This is a genomic window from Solimonas fluminis, from assembly GCF_002930645.1.
GTDB lineage: Bacteria > Pseudomonadota > Gammaproteobacteria > Nevskiales > Nevskiaceae > Solimonas_A > Solimonas_A fluminis.
Genome location: NZ_PSNW01000005.1, coordinates 18,034 through 37,301 on the forward strand (window position 1 = coordinate 18,034; position 19,268 = coordinate 37,301).

At 69.7% G+C, this 19,268-nt stretch carries 19 protein-coding genes; 10 read left to right on the top strand and 9 right to left on the bottom strand.

Annotated elements, in window-relative coordinates:
• Position 1: 1 nt before the first annotated feature.
• From C3942_RS10215 to C3942_RS10225, 3 genes are all read left to right on the top strand, one after another.
• A complete protein-coding gene (locus C3942_RS10215; protein WP_104230294.1) occupies positions 2 to 406 on the top strand; it encodes a DoxX family protein in 405 nt (134 codons plus the stop codon).
• Positions 407 to 431: 25 nt separating this feature from the next.
• A complete protein-coding gene (locus tag C3942_RS10220) occupies positions 432 to 1,280 on the top strand; it encodes a pirin family protein (protein ID WP_104230295.1) in 849 nt (282 codons plus the stop codon).
• 158 nt (positions 1,281 to 1,438) lie between these two features.
• On the top strand, positions 1,439 to 2,152 hold the full coding sequence (locus tag C3942_RS10225; protein ID WP_104230296.1) for an expansin EXLX1 family cellulose-binding protein: 714 nt from the start codon (positions 1,439 to 1,441) through the stop codon (positions 2,150 to 2,152).
• Here C3942_RS10225 and C3942_RS10230 read toward each other — a convergent pair.
• Positions 2,149 to 3,150 (bottom strand): AraC family transcriptional regulator, encoded by a 1,002-nt coding sequence (locus tag C3942_RS10230; protein WP_104230297.1) that lies wholly within the window; start codon positions 3,148 to 3,150, stop codon positions 2,149 to 2,151. The two genes, C3942_RS10225 and C3942_RS10230, sit on opposite strands and share 4 nt — an antisense overlap.
• A gap of 125 nt (positions 3,151 to 3,275) precedes the next feature.
• On the opposite strand from C3942_RS10230, the gene C3942_RS10235 reads away from it, so the two are divergent.
• Positions 3,276 to 4,388 (top strand): fatty acid desaturase, encoded by a 1,113-nt coding sequence (locus C3942_RS10235; RefSeq protein ID WP_104230298.1) that lies wholly within the window; start codon positions 3,276 to 3,278, stop codon positions 4,386 to 4,388.
• 175 nt (positions 4,389 to 4,563) lie between these two features.
• Positions 4,564 to 5,838 (top strand): esterase/lipase family protein, encoded by a 1,275-nt coding sequence (locus tag C3942_RS10240; protein WP_104230299.1) that lies wholly within the window; start codon positions 4,564 to 4,566, stop codon positions 5,836 to 5,838.
• A 3-nt stretch (positions 5,839 to 5,841) separates the two neighbouring features.
• Here C3942_RS10240 and C3942_RS10245 read toward each other — a convergent pair whose 3' ends face one another.
• Complete coding sequence (locus C3942_RS10245) at positions 5,842 to 6,288, bottom strand: DUF3429 domain-containing protein (protein ID WP_104230300.1); 447 nt, start codon at positions 6,286 to 6,288, stop codon at positions 5,842 to 5,844.
• Between the two features lie 22 nt (positions 6,289 to 6,310).
• Positions 6,311 to 6,670 (bottom strand): arsenate reductase (glutaredoxin), encoded by a 360-nt coding sequence (gene arsC, locus C3942_RS10250; protein ID WP_104230301.1) that lies wholly within the window; start codon positions 6,668 to 6,670, stop codon positions 6,311 to 6,313.
• A 113-nt stretch (positions 6,671 to 6,783) separates the two neighbouring features.
• On the opposite strand from arsC, the gene C3942_RS10255 reads away from it, so the two are divergent.
• Complete coding sequence (locus tag C3942_RS10255) at positions 6,784 to 7,734, top strand: CE1 family esterase (protein WP_104230302.1); 951 nt, start codon at positions 6,784 to 6,786, stop codon at positions 7,732 to 7,734.
• Positions 7,735 to 7,745: 11 nt separating this feature from the next.
• Entirely contained in the window at positions 7,746 to 8,999 is a 1,254-nt protein-coding gene (locus C3942_RS10260) for a hypothetical protein (protein ID WP_104230303.1), read from the top strand.
• Positions 9,000 to 9,037: 38 nt separating this feature from the next.
• Here the strand turns inward: C3942_RS10260 and C3942_RS10265 are convergent, their stop codons facing one another.
• Positions 9,038 to 10,045: a DUF2804 domain-containing protein gene (locus C3942_RS10265; RefSeq protein ID WP_104230304.1), complete on the bottom strand. Its 1,008-nt coding sequence runs from the start codon at positions 10,043 to 10,045 to the stop codon at positions 9,038 to 9,040.
• Positions 10,042 to 10,950, bottom strand: coding sequence for a sterol desaturase family protein (locus tag C3942_RS10270; RefSeq protein WP_207766047.1), 909 nt, complete (start codon positions 10,948 to 10,950; stop codon positions 10,042 to 10,044). Before C3942_RS10270 ends, C3942_RS10265 begins: the two co-directional genes overlap by 4 nt.
• 207 nt (positions 10,951 to 11,157) lie before the next feature.
• Here C3942_RS10270 and C3942_RS10275 point away from each other — a divergent pair, with 207 nt between their 5' ends.
• Positions 11,158 to 11,622, top strand: coding sequence for a CreA family protein (locus C3942_RS10275; RefSeq protein ID WP_207766048.1), 465 nt, complete (start codon positions 11,158 to 11,160; stop codon positions 11,620 to 11,622).
• 17 nt (positions 11,623 to 11,639) lie between these two features.
• On the opposite strand, the gene C3942_RS22050 is transcribed toward C3942_RS10275, so the two are convergent.
• The 3 genes from C3942_RS22050 to C3942_RS10285 form a co-directional block, all read right to left on the bottom strand.
• Positions 11,640 to 11,930 carry an EF-hand domain-containing protein gene (locus C3942_RS22050; protein ID WP_133164286.1) on the bottom strand — a complete coding sequence of 97 codons (291 nt, stop codon included), beginning with the start codon at positions 11,928 to 11,930 and terminating at the stop codon, positions 11,640 to 11,642.
• A gap of 155 nt (positions 11,931 to 12,085) precedes the next feature.
• Positions 12,086 to 13,441, bottom strand: coding sequence for a WS/DGAT/MGAT family O-acyltransferase (locus tag C3942_RS10280; RefSeq protein WP_104230306.1), 1,356 nt, complete (start codon positions 13,439 to 13,441; stop codon positions 12,086 to 12,088).
• Between the two features lie 21 nt (positions 13,442 to 13,462).
• Entirely contained in the window at positions 13,463 to 15,577 is a 2,115-nt protein-coding gene (locus C3942_RS10285) for an alpha/beta hydrolase family protein (protein ID WP_104230307.1), read from the bottom strand.
• 127 nt (positions 15,578 to 15,704) lie between these two features.
• Here C3942_RS10285 and C3942_RS10290 point away from each other — a divergent pair, with 127 nt between their 5' ends.
• Complete coding sequence (locus C3942_RS10290; protein WP_104230308.1) at positions 15,705 to 16,721, top strand: AraC family transcriptional regulator; 1,017 nt, start codon at positions 15,705 to 15,707, stop codon at positions 16,719 to 16,721.
• Between the two features lie 66 nt (positions 16,722 to 16,787).
• Here C3942_RS10290 and C3942_RS10295 read toward each other — a convergent pair whose 3' ends face one another.
• Entirely contained in the window at positions 16,788 to 17,549 is a 762-nt protein-coding gene (locus tag C3942_RS10295; protein ID WP_165797409.1) for a glutathione S-transferase family protein, read from the bottom strand.
• 120 nt (positions 17,550 to 17,669) lie between these two features.
• Here C3942_RS10295 and C3942_RS10300 point away from each other — a divergent pair, with 120 nt between their 5' ends.
• A complete protein-coding gene (locus C3942_RS10300; RefSeq protein WP_104230506.1) occupies positions 17,670 to 19,241 on the top strand; it encodes an OpgD/OpgG family glucan biosynthesis protein in 1,572 nt (523 codons plus the stop codon).
• Positions 19,242 to 19,268: the final 27 nt, after the last annotated feature.

Sequence of the window (19,268 nt, forward strand, 5' to 3'; positions counted from 1 at the left end):
CATGAACGCCTTCTTCGACCGCTTCAAGGATCCGCTGGTCCTGCTGGGCCGCCTGCTGATCGCCACGATCTTCGTCGGCGCCGGCTACAGCAAGATCGGCGGATACGCCGCCACCCAGGGCTACATGGAATCCATGGGCGTACCCGGCGCGCTGCTGCCGCTGGTGATCTTCGCCGAACTCGGCGGCGGCCTGGCCATCGTGCTGGGCCTGCTGACGCGGCTGGCGGCACTGGGCCTGGCGGTATTCAGCATCGCCTCGGGCGTGATCTTCCACGGCGGCAGCGCCGACCAGATCCAGCAGATCATGTTCATGAAGAACCTGGCGATGGCCGGCGGCTTCCTCTTCCTGGTCGCCAACGGCGCCGGCCGCCTGAGCCTGGACGCCAAGCTGTTCGGAAAGACGTAATCCCTCTCACCCGACGGAGATTGTCATGAGCACCCGCAAGCTGCAGCAGGTCATCGATGCGCAGCCGACTTCCGATGGCGCCGGCGTGAAGCTGCGCCGTTCCATCGGGTCGCTGCCGGGCCTGCGCCTCGACCCCTTCCTGATGCTGGACGAGTTCTCGTCCGAGGAGGCCAGCGACTACATCGCCGGCTTCCCTTCGCACCCGCACCGCGGTTTCGAGACCGTCACCTACATGCTCGACGGCCGCATGCGCCACGAGGATCACATGGGCAACCGTGGCGACCTCGGCCCCGGCGACGTGCAGTGGATGAGCGCCGCGCGCGGCATCATCCACTCCGAGATGCCGCAGCAGAAGGAGGGCCGCATGCGCGGCTTCCAGCTGTGGATCAACCTGCCGGCGCGCGAGAAGATGAAGCCGGCGAGCTACCGCGACATCCCCGCCGGGGAGATCCCGGTGGTGGCGCTGCCGGGCGGCGCGCAGGTGAAGGTGATCGCCGGCCAGGTCGAAGCCGACGGCCTGCGGACCGAGGGCGCCATCCGCGGCGTCAGCACCGAGCCGGTGTACCTGGACGTGGCGCTGCCGGCCGGCGCGCGCTTCGAGCAGGCGCTGCCGGAGGCGCACAACGCCTTCGTCTACGCCTATGAAGGCAGCCTGCGCATCGGCGAGCGGGAAGTGCCCCGCCACGCCGCCGGCGTGCTGTCGGCCGGCAGCCGCTTCGAGGCGGAGGCCGGTCCCGAGGGGGCGCGCTTCATCCTGCTCGCCGGCAAGCCGCTGCGCGAACCGGTGGTGCAGTACGGTCCCTTCGTGATGAACACCCGCGAGGAGATCGAGCAGGCGCTGGACGACTACCGGCGCGGCAGGCTGGCGGCTTAGGGCACGATGCCGTGTGCCCGGAAGGGAGCCCTCGGGCTCCCTTTCGCGTTCCTGGGGCCGCCTCCGGTGCCGCGCCGCCCATCCCCCGCGCTGGCCGTTCCGTCGGCCCACGGCCGCGGCCCCCGCCGGCACTGCTAGCCTCCGTGCTGTCCCCTGTCATGGAACAACGCCTCATGCCGGCTCCGCGCCACCGCTGGATTGCTCCCCTGTGCCTCCTGCTCGCCGCCTGCGGCGGCGGCAGCGGGGAGGAAGCCCTGGCGCAGCAGCCCGGGGACCAGCCCATCATCGGCGCCCGCTCCGGCGGAGAGGGGACCTACTACGACGCCGACGGTACCGGGAGCTGCCTCTACGAGCCGGCTCCCGACCGGATGGTGGCGGCGATGAATGCGCCGCAGTTCGACAACAGCAGCGCCTGCGGCATGTGCGTGGAGGTCACCGGACCCAAGGGAACGATCGTGGTCCGCATCGTCGACGTCTGCCCGGAATGCGCCCGCGGCGACCTGGACCTGTCAGTGCACGCCTTCGACAGGATCGCGGACCACTCCGCGGGGCGCGTACCCATCAGCTGGGTGCCGGTGGCCTGCGACACTGCGGGTCCCCTGGCGATCCGCTTCAAGGAAGGCAGCTCCCGGTACTGGCTGGCGGTGCAGGCGCGCAACAGCCGCATCCCGGTGCGGCGCATCGAGATGCAAAGCGGCGGCGGCTGGTTGACCCTGGCGCAGCAGCACTACAACTACCATCTCGACGAGGGCGATCCCGGTTCCGGCCCCTTCAGCTTCCGCCTGACCGCCATCGACGGCCAGCAGCGCGTGCTGACGAACATCCCGTTGCGCGAAGGCCAGGTCATGGACGGCCAGGGGCAATTCGACTAGCGCCCGCGCTCGCGATACTGGCTGGGCGAGCAGCCTGCCCAGCGCCGGAAGGCCCGCGTGAAGTTGCTGGTGTCGGAAAACCCGAGCAGGAAGGTGATCTCGCCGATGCTGTAGCGGCGGTCCTGCAGGTAGGACTGCGCCAGCTCCTGGCGCGTCTCGTTGAGCAGCGCCTCGTAGCTGCTGCCCTCCTCCGCCAGCCGGCGCTGCAGGCTGCGCAGCGACAGGTGCAGCGCATCGGCCACCTGGCTGGCGGCGGGCACGCCGGTCGGCAGCAGCTCGGTCAGCACGGCGCGCACCCGCGCCAGCAGGTTTCCCTTGTCGTGGCGGGCGAGATAGCGCAGCACGATCTCGTCGTTGTGCCGCGCCAACTCGGGATTGGCCCCCTCCAGGCGCCGGTCGAAGGGCTCGCGCGGGAACCAGATGGCGTTCTCGGCGGCGCCGAACTCCAGCGGACAGCGCAGCAGGCGCTCGTAGCCTGCGGCGCTGGCCGGTGCCGGCCGCCGCAGCGTGATGCGCCGCGGCGAGAACCCCGAGCCCAGGTGGCTGCGGCAGAAGCGCAGGAAGATGCTGATGAAGGCGTCGATGGATTCCGGCGCGGGCGCCACCGCACCGGCCGGGCGGATGCGGAAGCAGTAGTCCTCGCCCTCGGCGGCGAACTGCAGGTCCGCCGCGTCGGTGACCAGGCGGAAGTAGCGCACCATGCGCTCGAAGGCCTCGCGCAGCGTGCTGCTGGCCTGCAGCGCATAGCCCAGGGCATGGAAGGTGGTGGCGTTGACCTGGCTGGCCACCGACAGGCCGAAGGCCTCGTCGCCGGTGGCACGCACCGACAGTTCCCAGAGCCGGGTGGTCTGCTCCAGCGGGTAGCGCGCGTTGGGGTCGTCCAGCGCGGCGACGTCCAGGCCGGCCTCGGCGAACAGCGCGGCGCTGTCCACGCCGGCCCGGTCCAGGGCGCGGCGGATCGCCCGCCCCCAACTGCTGAGTACGGTCGTTCTCTGCATCAGGGCCGGTTGACGCCATGGGCGTCGCCGACGGCCAAGCGATTGGCGTGCCCGGACAGGCCGCCGCGCCGCCGCATCTCCAGAATCGATCCCATCTCTCCTCCCCTTTTCCGGAGCATGTTTCGATGTCCACCCCGACAGCAAGTGCCGCGATGACCGACGCGCAGAAATCCGCCCACATCCGCCAGGTCGTGCTGGAGGCGGGGCAGGCCCTGCGCCGGCGCCATCCCTGGCTGCGCCACCAGGATGCGATCGGCGCATCGGTGATGGCGCTGTCGGTCGCCGGCATGATCGCCAGCGGCTGGCTCTATGCCATTGGCCAGATTCCCTGGTGGGTCTGCATTCCGGCCAGTGCGCTGTTCGCCTCGTTCATCCACGAGCTGGAACACGACCTGATCCATACCATGTATTTCCGCCACAGCCCGCGTGCCTGGAACCTGATGATGGCACTGTGCTGGATCACGCGCCCGAGCACCGTGAGCCCCTGGACGCGCAAGCGCCTGCACCTGCACCACCACAAGTTCTCGGGCACCGACACGGACCTGGAGGAATTCGGCATCACCAACGGCGAGCGCTGGGGTCTCAAGCGCCTGCTGATGGTGGGCGACCACATGCTGGCGATCTACCTGCGCCCGGCGGCCATGCACCGCGTCTCGCGCAACTACATCCGCGCGCAGCAGCCGAGGAACCAGGAAGAGTTCCGCGCCCTGGTGCGGGAAAACCTGCTGAGCTACATGCCGCTGGGCCTGCTGCACTACGCGCTGTGGCACGGCTTCCTGGCGGTGCAGGCGGTGATGCTGGCGGCCTCGCTGGCCGGCCATCCCCTGCCGCTGCCGGTCTGGGCGCAGAACCTGCTGGCGCTGTGGACCACGGTGGTGGTGGTATGGCTGGCGCCGAACGTGCTGCGCGTGTTCTGCCTGCACTTCATCAGCTCCAACATGCACTATTTCGGCGATGTGGAGCCGGGCAACGTGATGCAGCAGACCCAGGTGCTGAATCCCTGGTGGCTGTGGCCGCTGCAGCTGTTCTGCTTCAACTTCGGCAGCACCCACGCGATCCACCACTTCGCGGTGAAGGAACCGTTCTACGTGCGCCAGGCGACCGCCAGGACCGCCCACGCGGTGATGCGCGAGATGGGGGTGCGGTTCAACGATACGGGGACCTTTGCCCGGGCCAACCGCTGGGCGATGAAGGCCGGAGCCAAGGCCGCCCCGGCCGGCGCCGCCACGACGGCTTGAGGAGCGACCCGCGGGACGGCTTCAGCCGCGATGGGCGGGTCGCTACGGTGAACGGCCCGTCTCGGCCGAAGCCGCTCCCGCAGGGGCCGCGGGGCATTGCCCGGCTGGACATTTCAGTGAACATATGTAAACTGTAAATGTCCAGTCTGGGCGGGGCTGCCGCCGGGGGTTTCCGATGACCGATGTTTCTTCCCGCGATGGCCTGCTGGCCCAGGTGCGGGGCGCGCTGTCCCTGGCCGGCACCGGCCTGGACCGGATCACCGGTCACGTCCACGGCTTCCACCGCGCGATCTCCGATATCCCCTTCAAGACGATGGCGCCGCTGCCGGGCATCCAGGCCGGCAGCGAGCCGACCCGCCTGATCCACGACGGCATCACCGACGGCGTCTATGGCGCGGTGCGCGGCTCGATGCGCCTGGTCTTCGGTGCCGCCGACCAGCTGCTGCGCGAGGCGGAGAAGCTGGCGCCGCCCACTCCCGTGCCGCCCAACGCCCGGCGCGACCTGGCGCTGAGCGCGATGGCCGGCTTCGTCGGCGACGACATGGCGGTGAAGCGCAATCCCCTGGCGCCGCGCATGGGCTTCTACCTGCAGGGCGAACGCCTGCCGCTGGAACGCCAGGCGCTGGCGCAGGCCTATCCGGACGCGCAGGGACGGCTGGTGGTCTTCATCCACGGGCTGGCCTGCAACGAATCGGTCTGGGACTTCTATACCGACGTCGAGCAGCCGGACACCCATCCCTACGGACCGCGGCTGGAGCAGGACCTGGGCTATACGCCGCTGTACCTGCGCTACAACAGCGGCCTGCACATCTCGCGCAATGGCGCGCGCCTGGCGCGGCAGCTGCAGCGGCTGGCGGAACGCTGGCCGCGCAGCGTGCAGGAGATCGTGCTGGTGGGGCACAGCATGGGCGGCCTGGTGGCACGCTCGGCGGTGGCCGCGGGCCTGCGCGACGATGCCGCGTGGGTCGGCCGCCTCAGCAACGTGATCTGCCTGGGCTCGCCGCACCTGGGCGCGCCGCTGGAGCGCTGGGTGGACGCCGGCGTGCGCCTGATGCGCCGCGTGCCGCTGTCACGCCCGCTGGCGGACCTGCTGCACTCGCGCTCGGTGGGCGTGAAGGACCTGTTCCACGGCTATGTGGACGACAGCGACTGGCGCGGCCGCCAGACGCATCACGACGGCGGCGGTGCGCTGCGCATCCCCAAGGCGCCGCAGGCGCGCTACCACTTCTTCGGCTGCACGCTGGGCGTCGACGAGCAGGACCCGGTGGGGCGCGTGATCGGCGACGGCCTGGTGTTGCTGCCCAGCTCCACGGCGGCCCACCTGGCGGACGCGGACACGGCGGTGCTGTTCCGCACCAGCCACCTGCGGCTGCTCAACCACCCGGTGATCTACGGGCTGATCCGCGATGCGCTGACCGGCCGCCGCGCGCTTCGCGGCGAGTTGCTGTAGTCCTCAGGCGCCGCCGGCGGGCAGCATCAGGTAACGCCAGGTGATGGCGATCAGCACGCCCGCGGTCAGCGTGGAGCGCAGGCGGAAGTAGCCGCCGATGGTGTCGAGCGTGCGCTCGCGCCAGAAGTCGGCCAGCAGCAGCAACATGAACACCAGCGCCAGGCCCGCCAGGGCATGGGCGAATTCCAGCGTCACCGCGATGCCGGTGAGTGCCACCAGCGCCACCGAGATGAAGATGCCGAGCAGGCCGGCCGGTCCCTGCACCGCCGGCAGCGCGAAGCCCCAGAAGGTACCGGCCATGAAGGCGCCGATCAGCGCGGCCCAGCTCAGCCAGGCCCGGTCGAGCCAGGCCGGCGCCGTCTCCGGCGAAAAGCCCAGCCAGACCGGCCCGATGAAGAAGGGGATCAGGCCGCTGTAGCCCAGGGCCAGAACGATCTTCGGCAGGTTCATCGGCGCTCTCCCGGCCTGTGGTCTAGAGGATTTCGCGGACCGCTTCCGGCGGACGGCCGAGCCGGGCCCTGGCGCCGCGGACCACGATGGGGCGCTCGATCAGCACCGGGTTCTGCGCCAGCAGGCGCAGCCACTCGGCCCGCGGACGCACATCTTTCGGCGTCAGTTTCAGGGACTTGGCCTGGTCTTCCTTGAAGCGGACCAGTGCCTGCGGCTCGATGCCGAGCTTGCGGCAGAGGGCATCCAGGGTCGCCGCGTCCGGTGAATCCTTGAGGTACTCGACGATCTGCGGCTCCACCCCGGCGTCGCGCAGCAGCTGCAGGGTTTCCCGGCTCTTGCTGCAGCGCGGGTTGTGGTAGATCACGGTCTTGGCTGTAGTCATTCTCCGATTGTGGGAGAGCCGGGTGCGGAGCACAATCCGGCCAGACACGGGGCCCCAGCCCCGGTGGTACGCCGCCGTACCCGGCCAATGGAGAGGCTGCAATGAGAACAGGGATGTTGCGCTTGATGGCCCCCGCGATCCTGTGCCTGGGCCTCAGCGGCCCGGCCCTCGCCACCTCGGTGGTGGCGGTGGAGAACGTCCGCGCCTTCCAGGAAACCATCATCCACCAGGACGCCGCCCGCACGGTGCTGGTGCTGCGTCCGCAGGTCGCCTCCGACAGCGCGCCGCCGCCGGTGTTCGTGCTGCTGCACTTCCTCGACGGCAGCTCCTCGGAGATGGCCAACCTGGTGGAGATCTCCAAGCTGGTGCGCGATCGCGGCGCCTGGGTGCTGCTGCCGCAGGCCGTCGAGGGCAACTGGAACCATACCCCGAACCTCGCCGATGGCCTTGGCGGCCTCGGAGCCATCGACCTGCATGCAGGCCTGGTGGGCTTCAGCGCGGTGGACGACGTCGGCTTCCTGGCCAGGATGATCGACACGCTGACCCAGCGCCACGGGCTGGATGCGCACCGCGTCTACATGGGCGGCTACTCCAACGGCGCGCTGATGACGGTACGCTTCGCCTGCGAGCGGCCGGAGAAGATCGCCGGCGGCGCCGTGGTGGGCGCCACGATGCGCAACACGCAGTTGCCGAAGTGCGCGCCGAACCGCCCGGTGCCGATGCTCTACATCAACGGCACCGCGGACCAGGTGGCGCCGTACAACGGCAGCACCACCGGCATCTCCGCGGCCGAAGCCCTGGCCTTCTGGGTCCAGGCCAACGGCTGCAATCCCACGCCGCAGACCAGTACCCTGCCCGACACCACGCCCGACGGGACCACGACGCGGCGCGACGCCTGGCGCGGCTGCGCCGAGGGCGTCGGCGTGGACCACTACACGGTCCAGGGCGGCGGGCACACCTGGCCGGGCACCATCGACTTCACGCCCTCGCTGGGCAAGGCCTCGCAGGACTTCCAGGCCACGGACGTGATCTGGAACTTCTTCATGCAGTACAGCCGGCCGTGAGGAGCACGATCATGCAGACGGGCAGGATCACGGCCGGCATGCTGCTGGCGACCGTGCTGGTGGCCTGCGGCAGCGGCCGCAGCGATGCCGCGCAGGCGGCGGGCTTCGAGGCTCGCGCCCTGGGCTCGGCGACCCGCGTGAACCAGTACGCGGCCAGCGACCAGCAACTGCCGGCCGCGGCGGGCGATGCCGCCGGCAACAGCGTGGTGGCCTGGGACAGCTTCGGCCAGGACGGCAGCCTCTCCGGCATCTACGCGCGCCGGCTCGACGCCGCCGGCAACCCGCTGGGGGCGGAGTTCCGCGTCAACACGCGCAGCGACAACCGCCAGACCAACCCGGCGGTGGCCATGAGCACGGACGGGCGCTTCGTGGTGGCCTGGAACAGCAACGGCGTCAACGGCGTGGGCCTGGGCATCTTCGCGCAGCGCTACGCCGCCGACGGCACGCCGCAGGGCGGCGAGATCGAGGTGGCCGTGAGCGGCGAATACTCGATCCAGCCGGGCGTCGGCCTGGCGATGGACCCGCAGGGCAACTTCATCGTCCTATGGGCGGATCGCCGCATCCCCGGCGGCTTCTCCTCGCTGGACACCCGCACCATCCAGGCGCAGCGCTACGGCCCGGAGGGCCTGGCCAAGGGCGGACCGGTGACGGTGGAGTCCTCCGTGTTCCCCACCGTGCGCAATCCCACGGCGACGATGGACGCGGCAGGCAACTTCGTGGCGGCCTGGGTGCAGGGCCCCTCCGGCGTGTCGAAGAGCCAGGTCTTCGCGCGGCGCATGGCGGCCTCGGGCCTGCCGCGCGCCGCCGCCTTCCGCGTGACCGAGAACAGCGACCAGGTGTCCGACGTGGACCGCGCGCGCATCGCCGGCAACGACGCCGGCGCCTTCGTGATCGTCTGGGAGCCGCTGGCCAACGATGCCGGCAGCAGCGGCGCCTACCTGCGGGTCTACGACAGCAGCGGCCGCGCGCTGCGCAGTGGCTTCCGCGCCGGCACCAACGGCGAGATCCGCCGGCATCCCTGCGTGAGCATGAACAGCAGCGGCTTCGTGGTGGCAGGGCACAACGACGGCGTCTGGGCCCAGCGCTACGACCTGCAGGGCAACCGCATCGGCAGCGACTTCCGCCCGGATACCTCAGGGGCGCCGTTCACGCAGCTGTTCGGCATCCCGGTGCTGGACAGCCACGGCGGCCTGACGCTGGTCTGGCAGGACTGGCAGCAGGACGGGGATGGGCGGGGGATTTCAGCGCGGAGATATGCGCCTTAGATTCTTGCCTCTCCCGGAGGGAGAGGGATGGAAGGCTGTCACCAAACCGCGTGATGCTGCTCCACCACGCCGAAACCCTCGATCCTCTTCACCCCCTGCGCGGTCCTCAGCGTACCGCTGAAGCGCCCGAAGGGCTGCGTGAAGCGGCTGGCCAGCAGGCCCACCGAGATGTCCTCGCGGCGCTCGCCCTCGGGCATGAACGTCACGTCGAGCAGGCCGTCGGCGGTGTGCACGCGCCAGGGCTGCAGCAGCTGCGCCGGGTCGTACTGGAACACGGCCTGCGCCAGCGGCAGCAGGCGCTCGCCCAGCCACAGGGCATTCTCGTGGCCGTTCATGAAATGCGCCACGAGGTTCACGCCGATGCGCTGGCCGTCGTCGGTGAGGCCGTCGAGGCTGGCCCAGTTCCAGTCGGTGTGGCGCGGCGGATAGCCCAGCGTGAAGTCCAGCGTGCCGCTGGCCTGCTGCTCGCTGCGCTGGCCGTCGACCTCCAGCACCAGGCTCACCGGCAGGGCGCAGAGCTTCCAGGTGTGATGGAAGGGACGTCCCGGCGAGGAAGCGATGGCCGTCATGCCCGGACCGGCGTCGCGGAAGCGCATCTCCAGTTTCAGCCCCGGCGTCTGGAAGCTCACATCCCAGCCGCCGTCCGTGGGCTGCGCCTGCCAGTGGCGGGAGCCGTTCTTCAGCTCCCAGGCGGAATCCGGCGAGGGCGCGAACTCGCGCGCGAAGCCGAAGGGCACGGTGGCCTTGTGCTCGGCCAGCTGCTTCGTCTGGCGGTCGTAGACGTAGACGAAGGCGGAGGCCATCAGGCCGGCATCCGCCACGGCGTAGCCGACCATGTAGCGCGGCGTGAAGGCGCCGAAATACATCCAGCCCTTGCGCTGCAGGCGGCGGCGCGAGAACAGGCCGCCGGTACCGTCCCAGGCCGCGGTGGAGAGATCGGCGATGCGGCCCTGGTAGCGGCCGTAGTCGGCGACGCGGCCGTTGCCGGCGTGGAGGGCCTTCGGTGCAGGAGGCAGGCTGCCGGCGGGAAACGTATCGAAGCTCACGCGATCACCTTGCTGGGTTCGGTTTCATTCTCGCGCACCCACTCCGGCGGCGCCCAGAGGTGCTTGAGCCGCTGCCCCAGCGGACCGGAGCGGAACACGTCCCTCCACATGTCGCGGAACTCGTGGAAGTTCAGCGTGATGATGTTGTAGGAATGGATCTGCTTGGGGATGCCGTACTCCACCTTCTCCACTTCCGGCTCGTAGGTTCCGAACCAGCGGTCGAACAGGCAGAGGATGCCGCCGAAGTTCTTGTCGATGTACTGCGGATTGCGGCCGTGGTGCACGCGATGGCTCGAGGGCGTCACCAGGGCGTATTCCAGCCAAGGATGCAGCTTGCCGACGCTCTCGGTGTGCACGAAGTACTGGTAGGCCAGGCAGACGCCGTAGAGCAGGAAGACCACGGCCGGGTGCACGCCCAGCAGCACCAGCGGCATGAAGAACAGCCACCAGCCGGTGATGGAGTACAGCAGGCTCTGGCGCATGGCGGTGGTCAGGTTCATGTGCTGGCCGCTGTGATGCACCACGTGGGCGCTCCAGAACCAGCGCACGCGGTGGCTGCTGCGGTGGAACCAGTAGTAGCAGAAGTCCACGCCCGCCAGCATCAGCGGCAGCGTCCAGGCATTGACCGGCAGCGTGAAGAAGCGGTGCTCCCAGAACCACATGGAGGCGGCGCCGGTGATCAGGGCATGGGCCACCAGCTCGAACAGCGAATAGCTGCCGCCCAGGCCCAGGTTGGCGAGGATGTCCTTGAACTGGAACTGCTCGCGCTGGCCGCGGCCCCGCATGATCTGCCATTCGATGGCGAAGACGATCAGGAAGACCGGCGTCATCACGCCCAGCAGCAGCTGCTTCCAGTCCTGGTCGGCGCCGATCACGGCCTCGACGCCCCTCATCCACTCCATCATCGCCCGCTCTCCTCGAAACCGCTGTTCTGATGGGAGCATTGTGGCCGGGACGGCGGCTCGCGCGCTTGACCCTGGGCGCCGTCGCGCATGACAGCGGGCGCCAGGAAAATATCCTTTATAAATCAATATTAAATGACGGAATCCGCCGCCACTGCCGGCGGGCGGCGGGAGCGGCCGCTAGGATTCGTGCACGGAAGGAGAAAGGACTTGAAGCCACATGCCGCGGGACTGGTGGCCCTGCTCGCCGCCCTCGCCCTGCCCGCGCAGGGCGAGACCGTGGGCTGCGTCACCACGGCCTGGAAACTGATCGGCGCCAACCACAGGGTCTGCGTGGAGGCCTTCGCCGATCCGAAGCTGCCGGGCGTGACCTGCCACGTCAGCCAGGCCCGGACCGGCGGCGTCTCGGGATCGCTGGGGCTGGCGCAGGATCCGGCGCAGTTCTCGCTGTCCTGCGAACAGACCGGGCCGATCACGATTCCGCCCAAGCTGCCGGAGCAGGAGACCGTGTTCGCCGAGGACACCTCGATCCTGTTCAAGGAGACGCGCGTGACGCGGCTCTGGGATGCCAGGCACCAGACACTGGTGTACCTGGCGATCAGCCGCAAGCTGATCGACGGCGCGCCGAACAACAGCGTGTCGACGGTGGCGGTGCGGCCCTGGGGCGGCAGGTAACCGCCGCCCCGTCGACGCTACTTCGGCAGGTAGTACTCGTCGCTGCTCAGCACGCCGTCGCCGTTCTTGTCGCGCGTGGCGAAACGCTTGGCCAGCTGCGAGTCCGGCTTGACCTCGGACTTCTGCACCAGGCCGTCGCCGTTGCTGTCGGTCCAGATGTCCTTGAGCGGCGCGCCCACCGCCGGGGCGCCGACCGTGGACGATCCTGGTGCATCCAGCGTGGCACCGGGCAGCGTGCCGACACCGGCGGAAGCTGCGGTGGAAAGGAGGAATGCCGCCGCAGCGGCAGAGAAGGCCAACCGGTTCATGTCGCGAACTCCCTGTGTTTGTTGACGAAAACCGCAGGGAGGCCGGACGCTCGCGCAGGATCGGCTCCCGCGCGGCGTTGCGCACGGCCCGAGGGCCGCAGGGTAAAAGCAGCAGGAAACATGCCACGAAACGGGATGCCCCCGCGCGGGACGGTCTAGGCCTCCAGCTCCGCCAGTCCCTGTTCCAGGTAGTCCAGCAGCCGCTGCATGTGCGGCAGCCGCCGGCGGCAGGCGATCAGGCCGAACTCCAGCTTGTCGGCGTAGCTGTTGAGCGTGATGTTGAGCGCCTGGCCGTCGATCACGATGGACACGGGGTACATGCCCTCCAGCTCGGCGCCGTTCCAGTAGCGCTTCTCCTTGGGCCCCGGCACGTTGGAGATGGTGACGTTGAAGGCCTGCCAGCGCGGAGCGGCGCCAGTGGCGTAGTTGAGCGAGAACGGCGCCATGGTGGCGGCCATGTAGTTGACGATCTCGGCCTGCGACATCTTGCCGAAGCGGTCCTTGGAGGTCTGCACCGAGCGCTGGATCGCGTGCAGGCGCTCGATGGGGTTCTCGATGGTGGTGTAGAGGTTGGCCAGGATCATCGCCACCTGGTTGCCGGAGTCGCTGTCGTCGCGGCGCAGGGACATGGGCACCATGGAGGTCAGCGGCTTTTCCGGCAGTTCGCCCAGCTCCAGCAGGTAGCGGCGCAGCGCGGAGCCGCACATGGCCAGCACCATGTCGTTGAGGGTGGCGTCATGGCGGCGGCCGGCGGCGCGGATGCGTTCCAGCGACCAGCTCTGCGCGGCGAAGCGGCGCGAGCCGGTGATGCGCTGGTTGAGGATGGACTTGGGCGCCTGGAACACCGAGACGTAGTCCGGGTTGCTGCGCGCGGCGCGGATCGAGCGGTACAGCTCGCGCGTGACCGTGGGCAGGGTCTTGGCCTGCTCGGCCAGGATCTTGCCGGCCTCGCCGACGCCGGACCAGAAGCCGCCGCCGCTGCGGTCCTCCTCCGGCTCGCGCTTGCGCGGCGGCATGGCCCAGATCGGCACGGTGCTGCCCTCCGGCGAATCGCTGGTGCCGCGGATCATCATGCGCATGGCGGCGATGCCGTCGACCAGCGCGTGGTGGATCTTGGAGTAGATGGCGATGCGGCCGTCTTCCAGTCCGTCGATCAGGTAGAACTCCCAGAGCGGCTTGGCACGGTCCAGGTGCGCGCTATGCAGCTGCGAGACCAGCGCCAGCAGTTCGCGGATGCGGCCCGGCGGCGGCAGCGACAGGTGGCGGAAATGCGCCTCGATGTCGAACTCCTCGTCCTCCACCCAGAAGGGTGCGCCGAGCTTGCGCTCCAGGCGCAGGTTGAACGGCGGATGGGCGGTGGCGTGGCCGCGGATGAACTCGGCCAGCTTCTGCGTGTAGTCGGGGCCGGCGTCCTTCGGCGGCCGGGCGAGCTGCAGGCCGCCGACGTGCATCGGCTGGTTGCGCCGCTCCAGCAGCAGGAACATCTGGTCTTGGGGGCTCAGGGGCTTCATGACGCTATTCTCTCCCTCTGCTTAGAAACTGCCGCTGTGGGTGCCGGCCGCCAGGGCCTTGGCACGGCCGTCGCTGAGCGTCAGCGTGACCGGTACATCGGTGGTGATCTGGTACTGCACGGCCTTGCCGCGCAGGCAACTCCCGGCGGCGTCGATGCGCAGCGAGCGCACGTTGGCCAGCGTGCCGCTGAGCTTGCCCTCGGCGGCCGGCACCGTGGGGTTGTCGAGCCTGCGGCGCAGGGTGGCGGTCCAGGGCACGGGATCGATGCCGGCATCCAGCCCGGTCTGGTACAGGGGCTGGGCGATGCCGCAGCCCAGGCTGGTGAGATCCACCAGGCTCGGGCCCTCGGCTTCCGCGACGATCTGCGACACCCAGTAGGCGCTGTCATGGCGGATGGCGTATTCCGGCGCGTCGAGCTTCGCGTCGGTCTTGTAGGTGACGCGCGCCGGGTTCCTCACGCGCTTGAGGCCCGCGACATAGGCGGCTTCCTTGCGCCAGTCGTTGAAGATCAGGTAGCTCAGGTGCTCCGCCACCGGATGCAGGAAGAACTGGTAGGGAATCTCCTCCTCGCCCATGCGCACGCCCATGGCCAGCGAGGACGTGACGTGCACCAGCTCGTCGGCGCCGGAGTAGAGGCTGGCGATGGGGAGGTGCCGCAGGTTGCCGACGTAGTCGATGATGTTGACGTCGCCGCCCACCGCTCCGCCGGCCGACAGGGGCGGGATCGAAGCCCCCAGGGTCTGGCTCAGCGCCGTGATCGCGGGCGGCAAGGGGTTTCCGGGGATCGGCAGGTTGAAGAGGTCGCCGGTGAAACCCACCCAGTTCACTGCACCGGCGAACAGGTCCGGGTACAGCGCGGCGAAGCGCAGCGTGCCGAAGCCGCCCATGGAGTAGCCGCTGACCAGGATCTGCTCGTCGTCCACCGGGTAGTTCGCGCGGATGTCGGCCAGCGTGTCGAGCACGTCGCGCTCGGAGATGCCGCTGAAGAAGCCGTGCGGGCCGCGGCCCAGCGGCGCGATGATGATGCGGTTGGGCTCCTCGCCGAAGCGCTGCTGGAAGCTGGCCTGGTTGACCTGGCTGCCGTGGTTCGCCTCGCAACCATGCATCAGCAGCTGCGCCGCGTGCGGGCCGGGCTTGGCGGGAATGTAGACGCCGTAGGGCTGGTACTTGCCCAGGTAGTTGAAGCGCTGCTCGCAGGGCAGCTGCGTGGCGCCATGCACGCCCGGCACGCCGACGATGTCCACGCCCTCGCCCGGCGGCAGCGTGTACTGCGAGGTGTAGACGCGCTGCTGGAAGCCGGTGACCTTCGCTGCCGCGCGGGTGGCGCCGCCGCGCAGGTCCGCCACGCTCACCACCTCGCCGAAGTCCGAGATATCGCCCTCGCGCAGCGCTACCGACTGGCGGTCCTCCCACCAGTTGCCGCTGGCCGGCAAGACCTGGTTGACCAGGCCGTCGGCCTTGGCTTCCTCATGCGGCCCGCGGAAGGCGACGTTCATGACCTTGCCGTCCTTCTGCGCCACCACGGCCTGCACGCGCCAAGTGCTGCCCGGCGGCAGCGGCAGCCGGCCGACGATGCGGTTGGTGTCGGGGTTGCCCTCGGCGAACCTGGCCATCATCTCCCAGCCGCGGCTCTCGATGCCCAGCCCCTCCCAGGCGCCGCCGCCGGTGGACGCATCGTTGTCGGTATCGATGGCCAGCGCCGCGATGGCGTCGTCGGCGTGGTAGAGCGTGTTGAGCTCGAAGTCCGCCACCAGCTCGTTGCCCTGGATCGACAGGCTCAGCGAGACCAGGTCGGCCGTGTTGTCCAGGCCTGCCGGGTAGCGTACGTCGCCTGCGGTGGGAGACAGCAGTCCGGGCGTGGTGGCCAGCGGCGAGCCCAGGGCTCCGGCGCGGGTCAGCGCATTGAGCACGGCCGGCGACAGGGAGACGATGCCGGCGTCCGCTCCGTAGTCGTCGTAGACGTAGTCGCGGTAGATCAGCTGGCCGCGGCACAGCTCGGTGGTGCCGGCGACCCAGGAGCTGCGCTCGCAGGACCGGCTGCCGGGAGTGACACCACCCGCGGCGGGGACGGAACTGCTGCCGTGACAGCCTGCCAGGAAGGCGGCCGCCAGCAGCGCGGGGGCGTATCGGCGCATGCTCTCTCCTCGTCGCCGCGTGGGTCCGCGGCCTGTTGTGGTTCTGCCGGGTCTCGTGGGGCCCGATTGACCCTAGTGTTGGGCAGAACCGGGGCAGCGGCAAGGCCCTGGGCTAACATGCGCCCCCATGACCTCCAGCCACTCCACCGCCGCCGTCAGCTACCTGCAGGCGCTGTTCGACCATCTGCGCCTGCGCGGGGTGGCGGCGGCCGAGGTGCTGGAAGACGCGCAGATCGACCTGGCCGACCGCGACGCCCGGGTGGCCGAATCCCTGGCAGCCGGTTGCTTCAACCGTGCCGCGGCGCGGCTGGGGGACGAGGACATCGGCATCCACGTGGGCGAGCAGATCCGCCCGGGACATTACGGCGTGGTGGGCTACGTCGGCATGGCCTGCTCCACGCTGGGCGAAGCCATGCTGTGCCTGCAGCGCTACCAGGCGATGGTGGTGGACGCAGGCGCCCGGCCCATCGAACTGCGCGGCCAGGAGGTACTGCTGAGCTGGCGCCCGGACGACCAGAGCCACTATTACCGGCACATGGCGGAGTTCAACCTCGCCGCCCTGGTGACCTTCATCCGCTGGATCACCGGCCAGCCGCTGGCGCCGCTGCGCATCGAGTTCCCCTACCCCGCGCCGGCGCGCCTGGACGAGCAGCAGAGGGTGTTCAGCTGCCCGCTGCGCTTCGACACGGACTGCTACCGCCTGGCGGTGCCGCTGGCCTGGAACGAGCTGCCCCTGATCCAGCCCGATCCGGCGATGCGCCAGCTGATGGACCGGCTGGCGGAGAAGCAGCTGCTGACGCTGCAGCGCCAGGACGACGACCTGGTGGCGCAGGCGCGGCGCCTGCTGGCGCAGAAGCTGTCGGAAGGAGAGGCCAGCCTGGACCGCATCGCCGCCGCCATGAATGTGTCGCCGCGCAGCCTGCAGCGGCGACTGCAGGACCAGTCCAGCAGCTTCAGCCAGTTGCTGGACGAGGTGCGCCGCGAACTCGCGGGCCGCTACCTGGAGGACCCGGCGCTGGACCTGACCGACCTGGCCTTCCTGCTGGGCTACTCGGAGCAGAGCGCCTTCACCCGCGCCTTCAAGCGCTGGCACGGGCGGGCGCCAGCGGAAGTACGGGCGCAGCGGCGGGCGGCGGCGCGATAGGTTTCCTGCAGGAGCCAGCTTGCTGGCGACAACCCGCATGTCGCCAGCAAGCTGGCTCCTGCAGGCTCACACCCGACGCGGCCTGCGGTGCTCCCGATACGTCTTGCGCACCCAATCGAACCCCGGATGGTCGTCCCAGCGCACGGCGCGCATGCGCACGGTGCGGCGGTAGGCCGGCGCGCCGAACACCGGGTGCTCCTCCGGGCAGGCCAGCGGCGAGAGCAGGGCGCAGGCGGTGATGTCGGCCACGCTCAGGCGCTCGCCCGCCAGGTAGGGCCTGCCGTCGCGGGTGCGCTCGGCGATCAGGGCCGCCGCCTCGTCGATCTTCGCCGCCGCCTTGCGCAGCGTGGCCGGCGACAGTTGCAGCAGGCGCGAGAAGCCGCGTCGCACCAGGGGGTAGGCCAGCGACAGCGCACGGCGCTGCAGCGGCGTGGCGTCCTGGGTCCACAGCGGCAGCGTGGCGGCCTTGTCGTCCAGGGTTTCGGCGAACAGCTGGCGGATGACGTGCACGCCGACGCGGTCGAAGCGCGCTTCCAGCTCCATCACCTCGGAGCGCAGGGCGGGGTCCGCGGGAATCAGCGCGAACGGCGCGTGGCGCCGCTCCAGCCATTCCAGGATGCGGGTGCTGTCCTGGATCACTTCGCCGCCGGCCAGCAGCACCGGCACCGAACTGGCCCGCCGGGTCAGGGCCAGCACGCGGGGAATGTGCAGGAAGGGCACCAGGCGCTGTTCCCGGTAGGGCAGGCCGGCCTGGTCCAGCGTCCAGCGGATCTTTTCGCTGAAGTGCGAGACCGAGAAGCTCAGCAGCGTCGGCGGGATGTCGTTCATCGGGCGTTCCGTTGGGGTCGTGCATGGTGCCTGCCCGGCGGCCCCGGCGGAAGGACCCGACTTGGAGCCGGCCCCCGCCTCAAGCATGCTATGCGCCTCACGGACGCCAACCAGAACGACATGAAACGCCGCGACCTGCTCAAATCCGCCACCGCCCTCGCCGCCTGGGGCATCCCGCCCGCGCTGCTGCTGCAGCCCGGGGCCTCCCTGGCCGACGAGGCCCAGCCCTTCGACCTGGCCTGGCTCAAGGGCCAGGCCCGCGCCCTGGCGGGCCAGCCCTATGTCTCCCATAAGGGCGAAGTCCCCAAGTCGCTGAAGGACATCAACTGGGACGACTACCAGGCGATCCAGTTCAGGGCCGAGAAGTCGCTGTGGCGCAAGGAGAACCTGCCCTTCCAGGCGCGCCTGTTCCACCTGGGCCTGTTCTTCCAGACGCCCGTGCACATGCACGAGGTGGTGGACGGCAAGGCCCGCGAGATCAAGTACGACGGCAGCCTGTTCAAGTACACCGGCAAGCAGCGCCTGGGCCGCCTGCCTTCGGACCTGGGCTATGCCGGCTTCCGCCTGCTGTTCCAGACCAACTTCGAGCTGGACATCTCGGCCTTCCTCGGCGCCAGCTACTTCCGCGCCGTGGGCGAGGAGAAGCAGTACGGCCTGTCGGCGCGCGGCCTGGCGATCGACACCGGCCTGCCGCGCCCGGAGGAGTTCCCGATGTTCACGGCCTTCTGGCTGGAGCGGCCGCGCAAGGAGTCGAACAAGGTCACGGTCTACGCGCTGCTGGATTCGCCCAGCACCACCGGCGCCTATGTCTTCGACATCACCCCGGGCCGCAACCTGGTGATGGACGTGGACGTGGCGCTGTACCCTCGCAAGCCGATCGAGCGCCTGGGCATCGCGCCGCTGACCAGCATGTACCAGTACGGCGAGAACGACCGCCGCATGGCCTGGGACTGGCGCCCGGAGATCCACGACACCGACGGCCTGGCGCTGTGGACCGGCTCCGGCGAGTGGCTGTGGCGCCCGCTGGTGAACCCCACCGGCGTGCGCGTGAACTCCTACTTCGACAACAACCCGCGCGGCTTCGGCCTGCTGCAGCGCGACCGCAACTTCGACCACTACCAGGACGACGGCGTGTTCTACGACCGCCGCCCGAGCCTCTGGGTGGAGCCCCGCAGCCAGTGGGGCAAGGGCGCGGTGCAGCTGGTGGAAATCCCCACCGTGGACGAGACCTTCGACAACATCGTGGCGTTCTGGAACCCGGAGGAGAAGGTGCAGCCGGGCAAGGAATACCTGCTGTCCTACCGCCTGCACTGGGGCGGCATCCCGCCGGTGACCCCACCGCTGGCCACGGTGCAGGCCACCCGCACCGGCCTGGGCGGCGTGGTGGGCCAGAAGCGCAAGTACTTCTCCTGGCGCTTCGCCGTGGACTTCTCCGGCGGCGCCCTGGGCATGCTGGAGAACGGCGCCAAGGTGGAAGCCGTGATCAGCGCCTCGCGCGGCAAGGTGGAGATCACCTCGGCGCGCCCGCTGGCGGCCATCAAGGGCTACCGCGCGATGTTCGACCTGGTGCCGGACGACAGCACCGAGCCGATCAACCTGCGCCTGTACCTGAAGCTGGGCAACCAGACCCTGACCGAGACCTGGATCTACCAGTACACGCCGCCGCCGGTGGCGGAGCGGAAGATCTACTAGTTTCCAGGTGTGGGGAGCGGCTTCAGC

Excerpts from the sequence above, each read along its gene's own strand:
- C3942_RS10230 (WP_104230297.1), bottom strand. The coding sequence starts at position 3,150 with ATGCAGAGAACGACCGTACTCAGCAGTTGGGGGCGGGCGATCCGCCGC.
- C3942_RS10270 (WP_207766047.1), bottom strand. The coding sequence starts at position 10,950 with ATGATGGAGTGGATGAGGGGCGTCGAGGCCGTGATCGGCGCCGACCAG.
- C3942_RS10215 (WP_104230294.1), top strand. The coding sequence starts at position 2 with ATGAACGCCTTCTTCGACCGCTTCAAGGATCCGCTGGTCCTGCTGGGC.
- C3942_RS10280 (WP_104230306.1), bottom strand. The coding sequence starts at position 13,441 with ATGAAGCCCCTGAGCCCCCAAGACCAGATGTTCCTGCTGCTGGAGCGG.
- C3942_RS10220 (WP_104230295.1), top strand. The coding sequence starts at position 432 with ATGAGCACCCGCAAGCTGCAGCAGGTCATCGATGCGCAGCCGACTTCC.
- C3942_RS10295 (WP_165797409.1), bottom strand. The coding sequence starts at position 17,549 with ATGAACGACATCCCGCCGACGCTGCTGAGCTTCTCGGTCTCGCACTTC.
- C3942_RS10245 (WP_104230300.1), bottom strand. The coding sequence starts at position 6,288 with ATGAACCTGCCGAAGATCGTTCTGGCCCTGGGCTACAGCGGCCTGATC.
- C3942_RS10290 (WP_104230308.1), top strand. The coding sequence starts at position 15,705 with ATGACCTCCAGCCACTCCACCGCCGCCGTCAGCTACCTGCAGGCGCTG.
- C3942_RS10255 (WP_104230302.1), top strand. The coding sequence starts at position 6,784 with ATGTTGCGCTTGATGGCCCCCGCGATCCTGTGCCTGGGCCTCAGCGGC.
- C3942_RS22050 (WP_133164286.1), bottom strand. The coding sequence starts at position 11,930 with ATGAACCGGTTGGCCTTCTCTGCCGCTGCGGCGGCATTCCTCCTTTCC.
- C3942_RS10285 (WP_104230307.1), bottom strand. The coding sequence starts at position 15,577 with ATGCGCCGATACGCCCCCGCGCTGCTGGCGGCCGCCTTCCTGGCAGGC.
- arsC (WP_104230301.1), bottom strand. The coding sequence starts at position 6,670 with ATGACTACAGCCAAGACCGTGATCTACCACAACCCGCGCTGCAGCAAG.
- C3942_RS10240 (WP_104230299.1), top strand. The coding sequence starts at position 4,564 with ATGACCGATGTTTCTTCCCGCGATGGCCTGCTGGCCCAGGTGCGGGGC.
- C3942_RS10260 (WP_104230303.1), top strand. The coding sequence starts at position 7,746 with ATGCAGACGGGCAGGATCACGGCCGGCATGCTGCTGGCGACCGTGCTG.
- C3942_RS10300 (WP_104230506.1), top strand. The coding sequence starts at position 17,670 with ATGAAACGCCGCGACCTGCTCAAATCCGCCACCGCCCTCGCCGCCTGG.
- C3942_RS10235 (WP_104230298.1), top strand. The coding sequence starts at position 3,276 with ATGTCCACCCCGACAGCAAGTGCCGCGATGACCGACGCGCAGAAATCC.
- C3942_RS10225 (WP_104230296.1), top strand. The coding sequence starts at position 1,439 with ATGGAACAACGCCTCATGCCGGCTCCGCGCCACCGCTGGATTGCTCCC.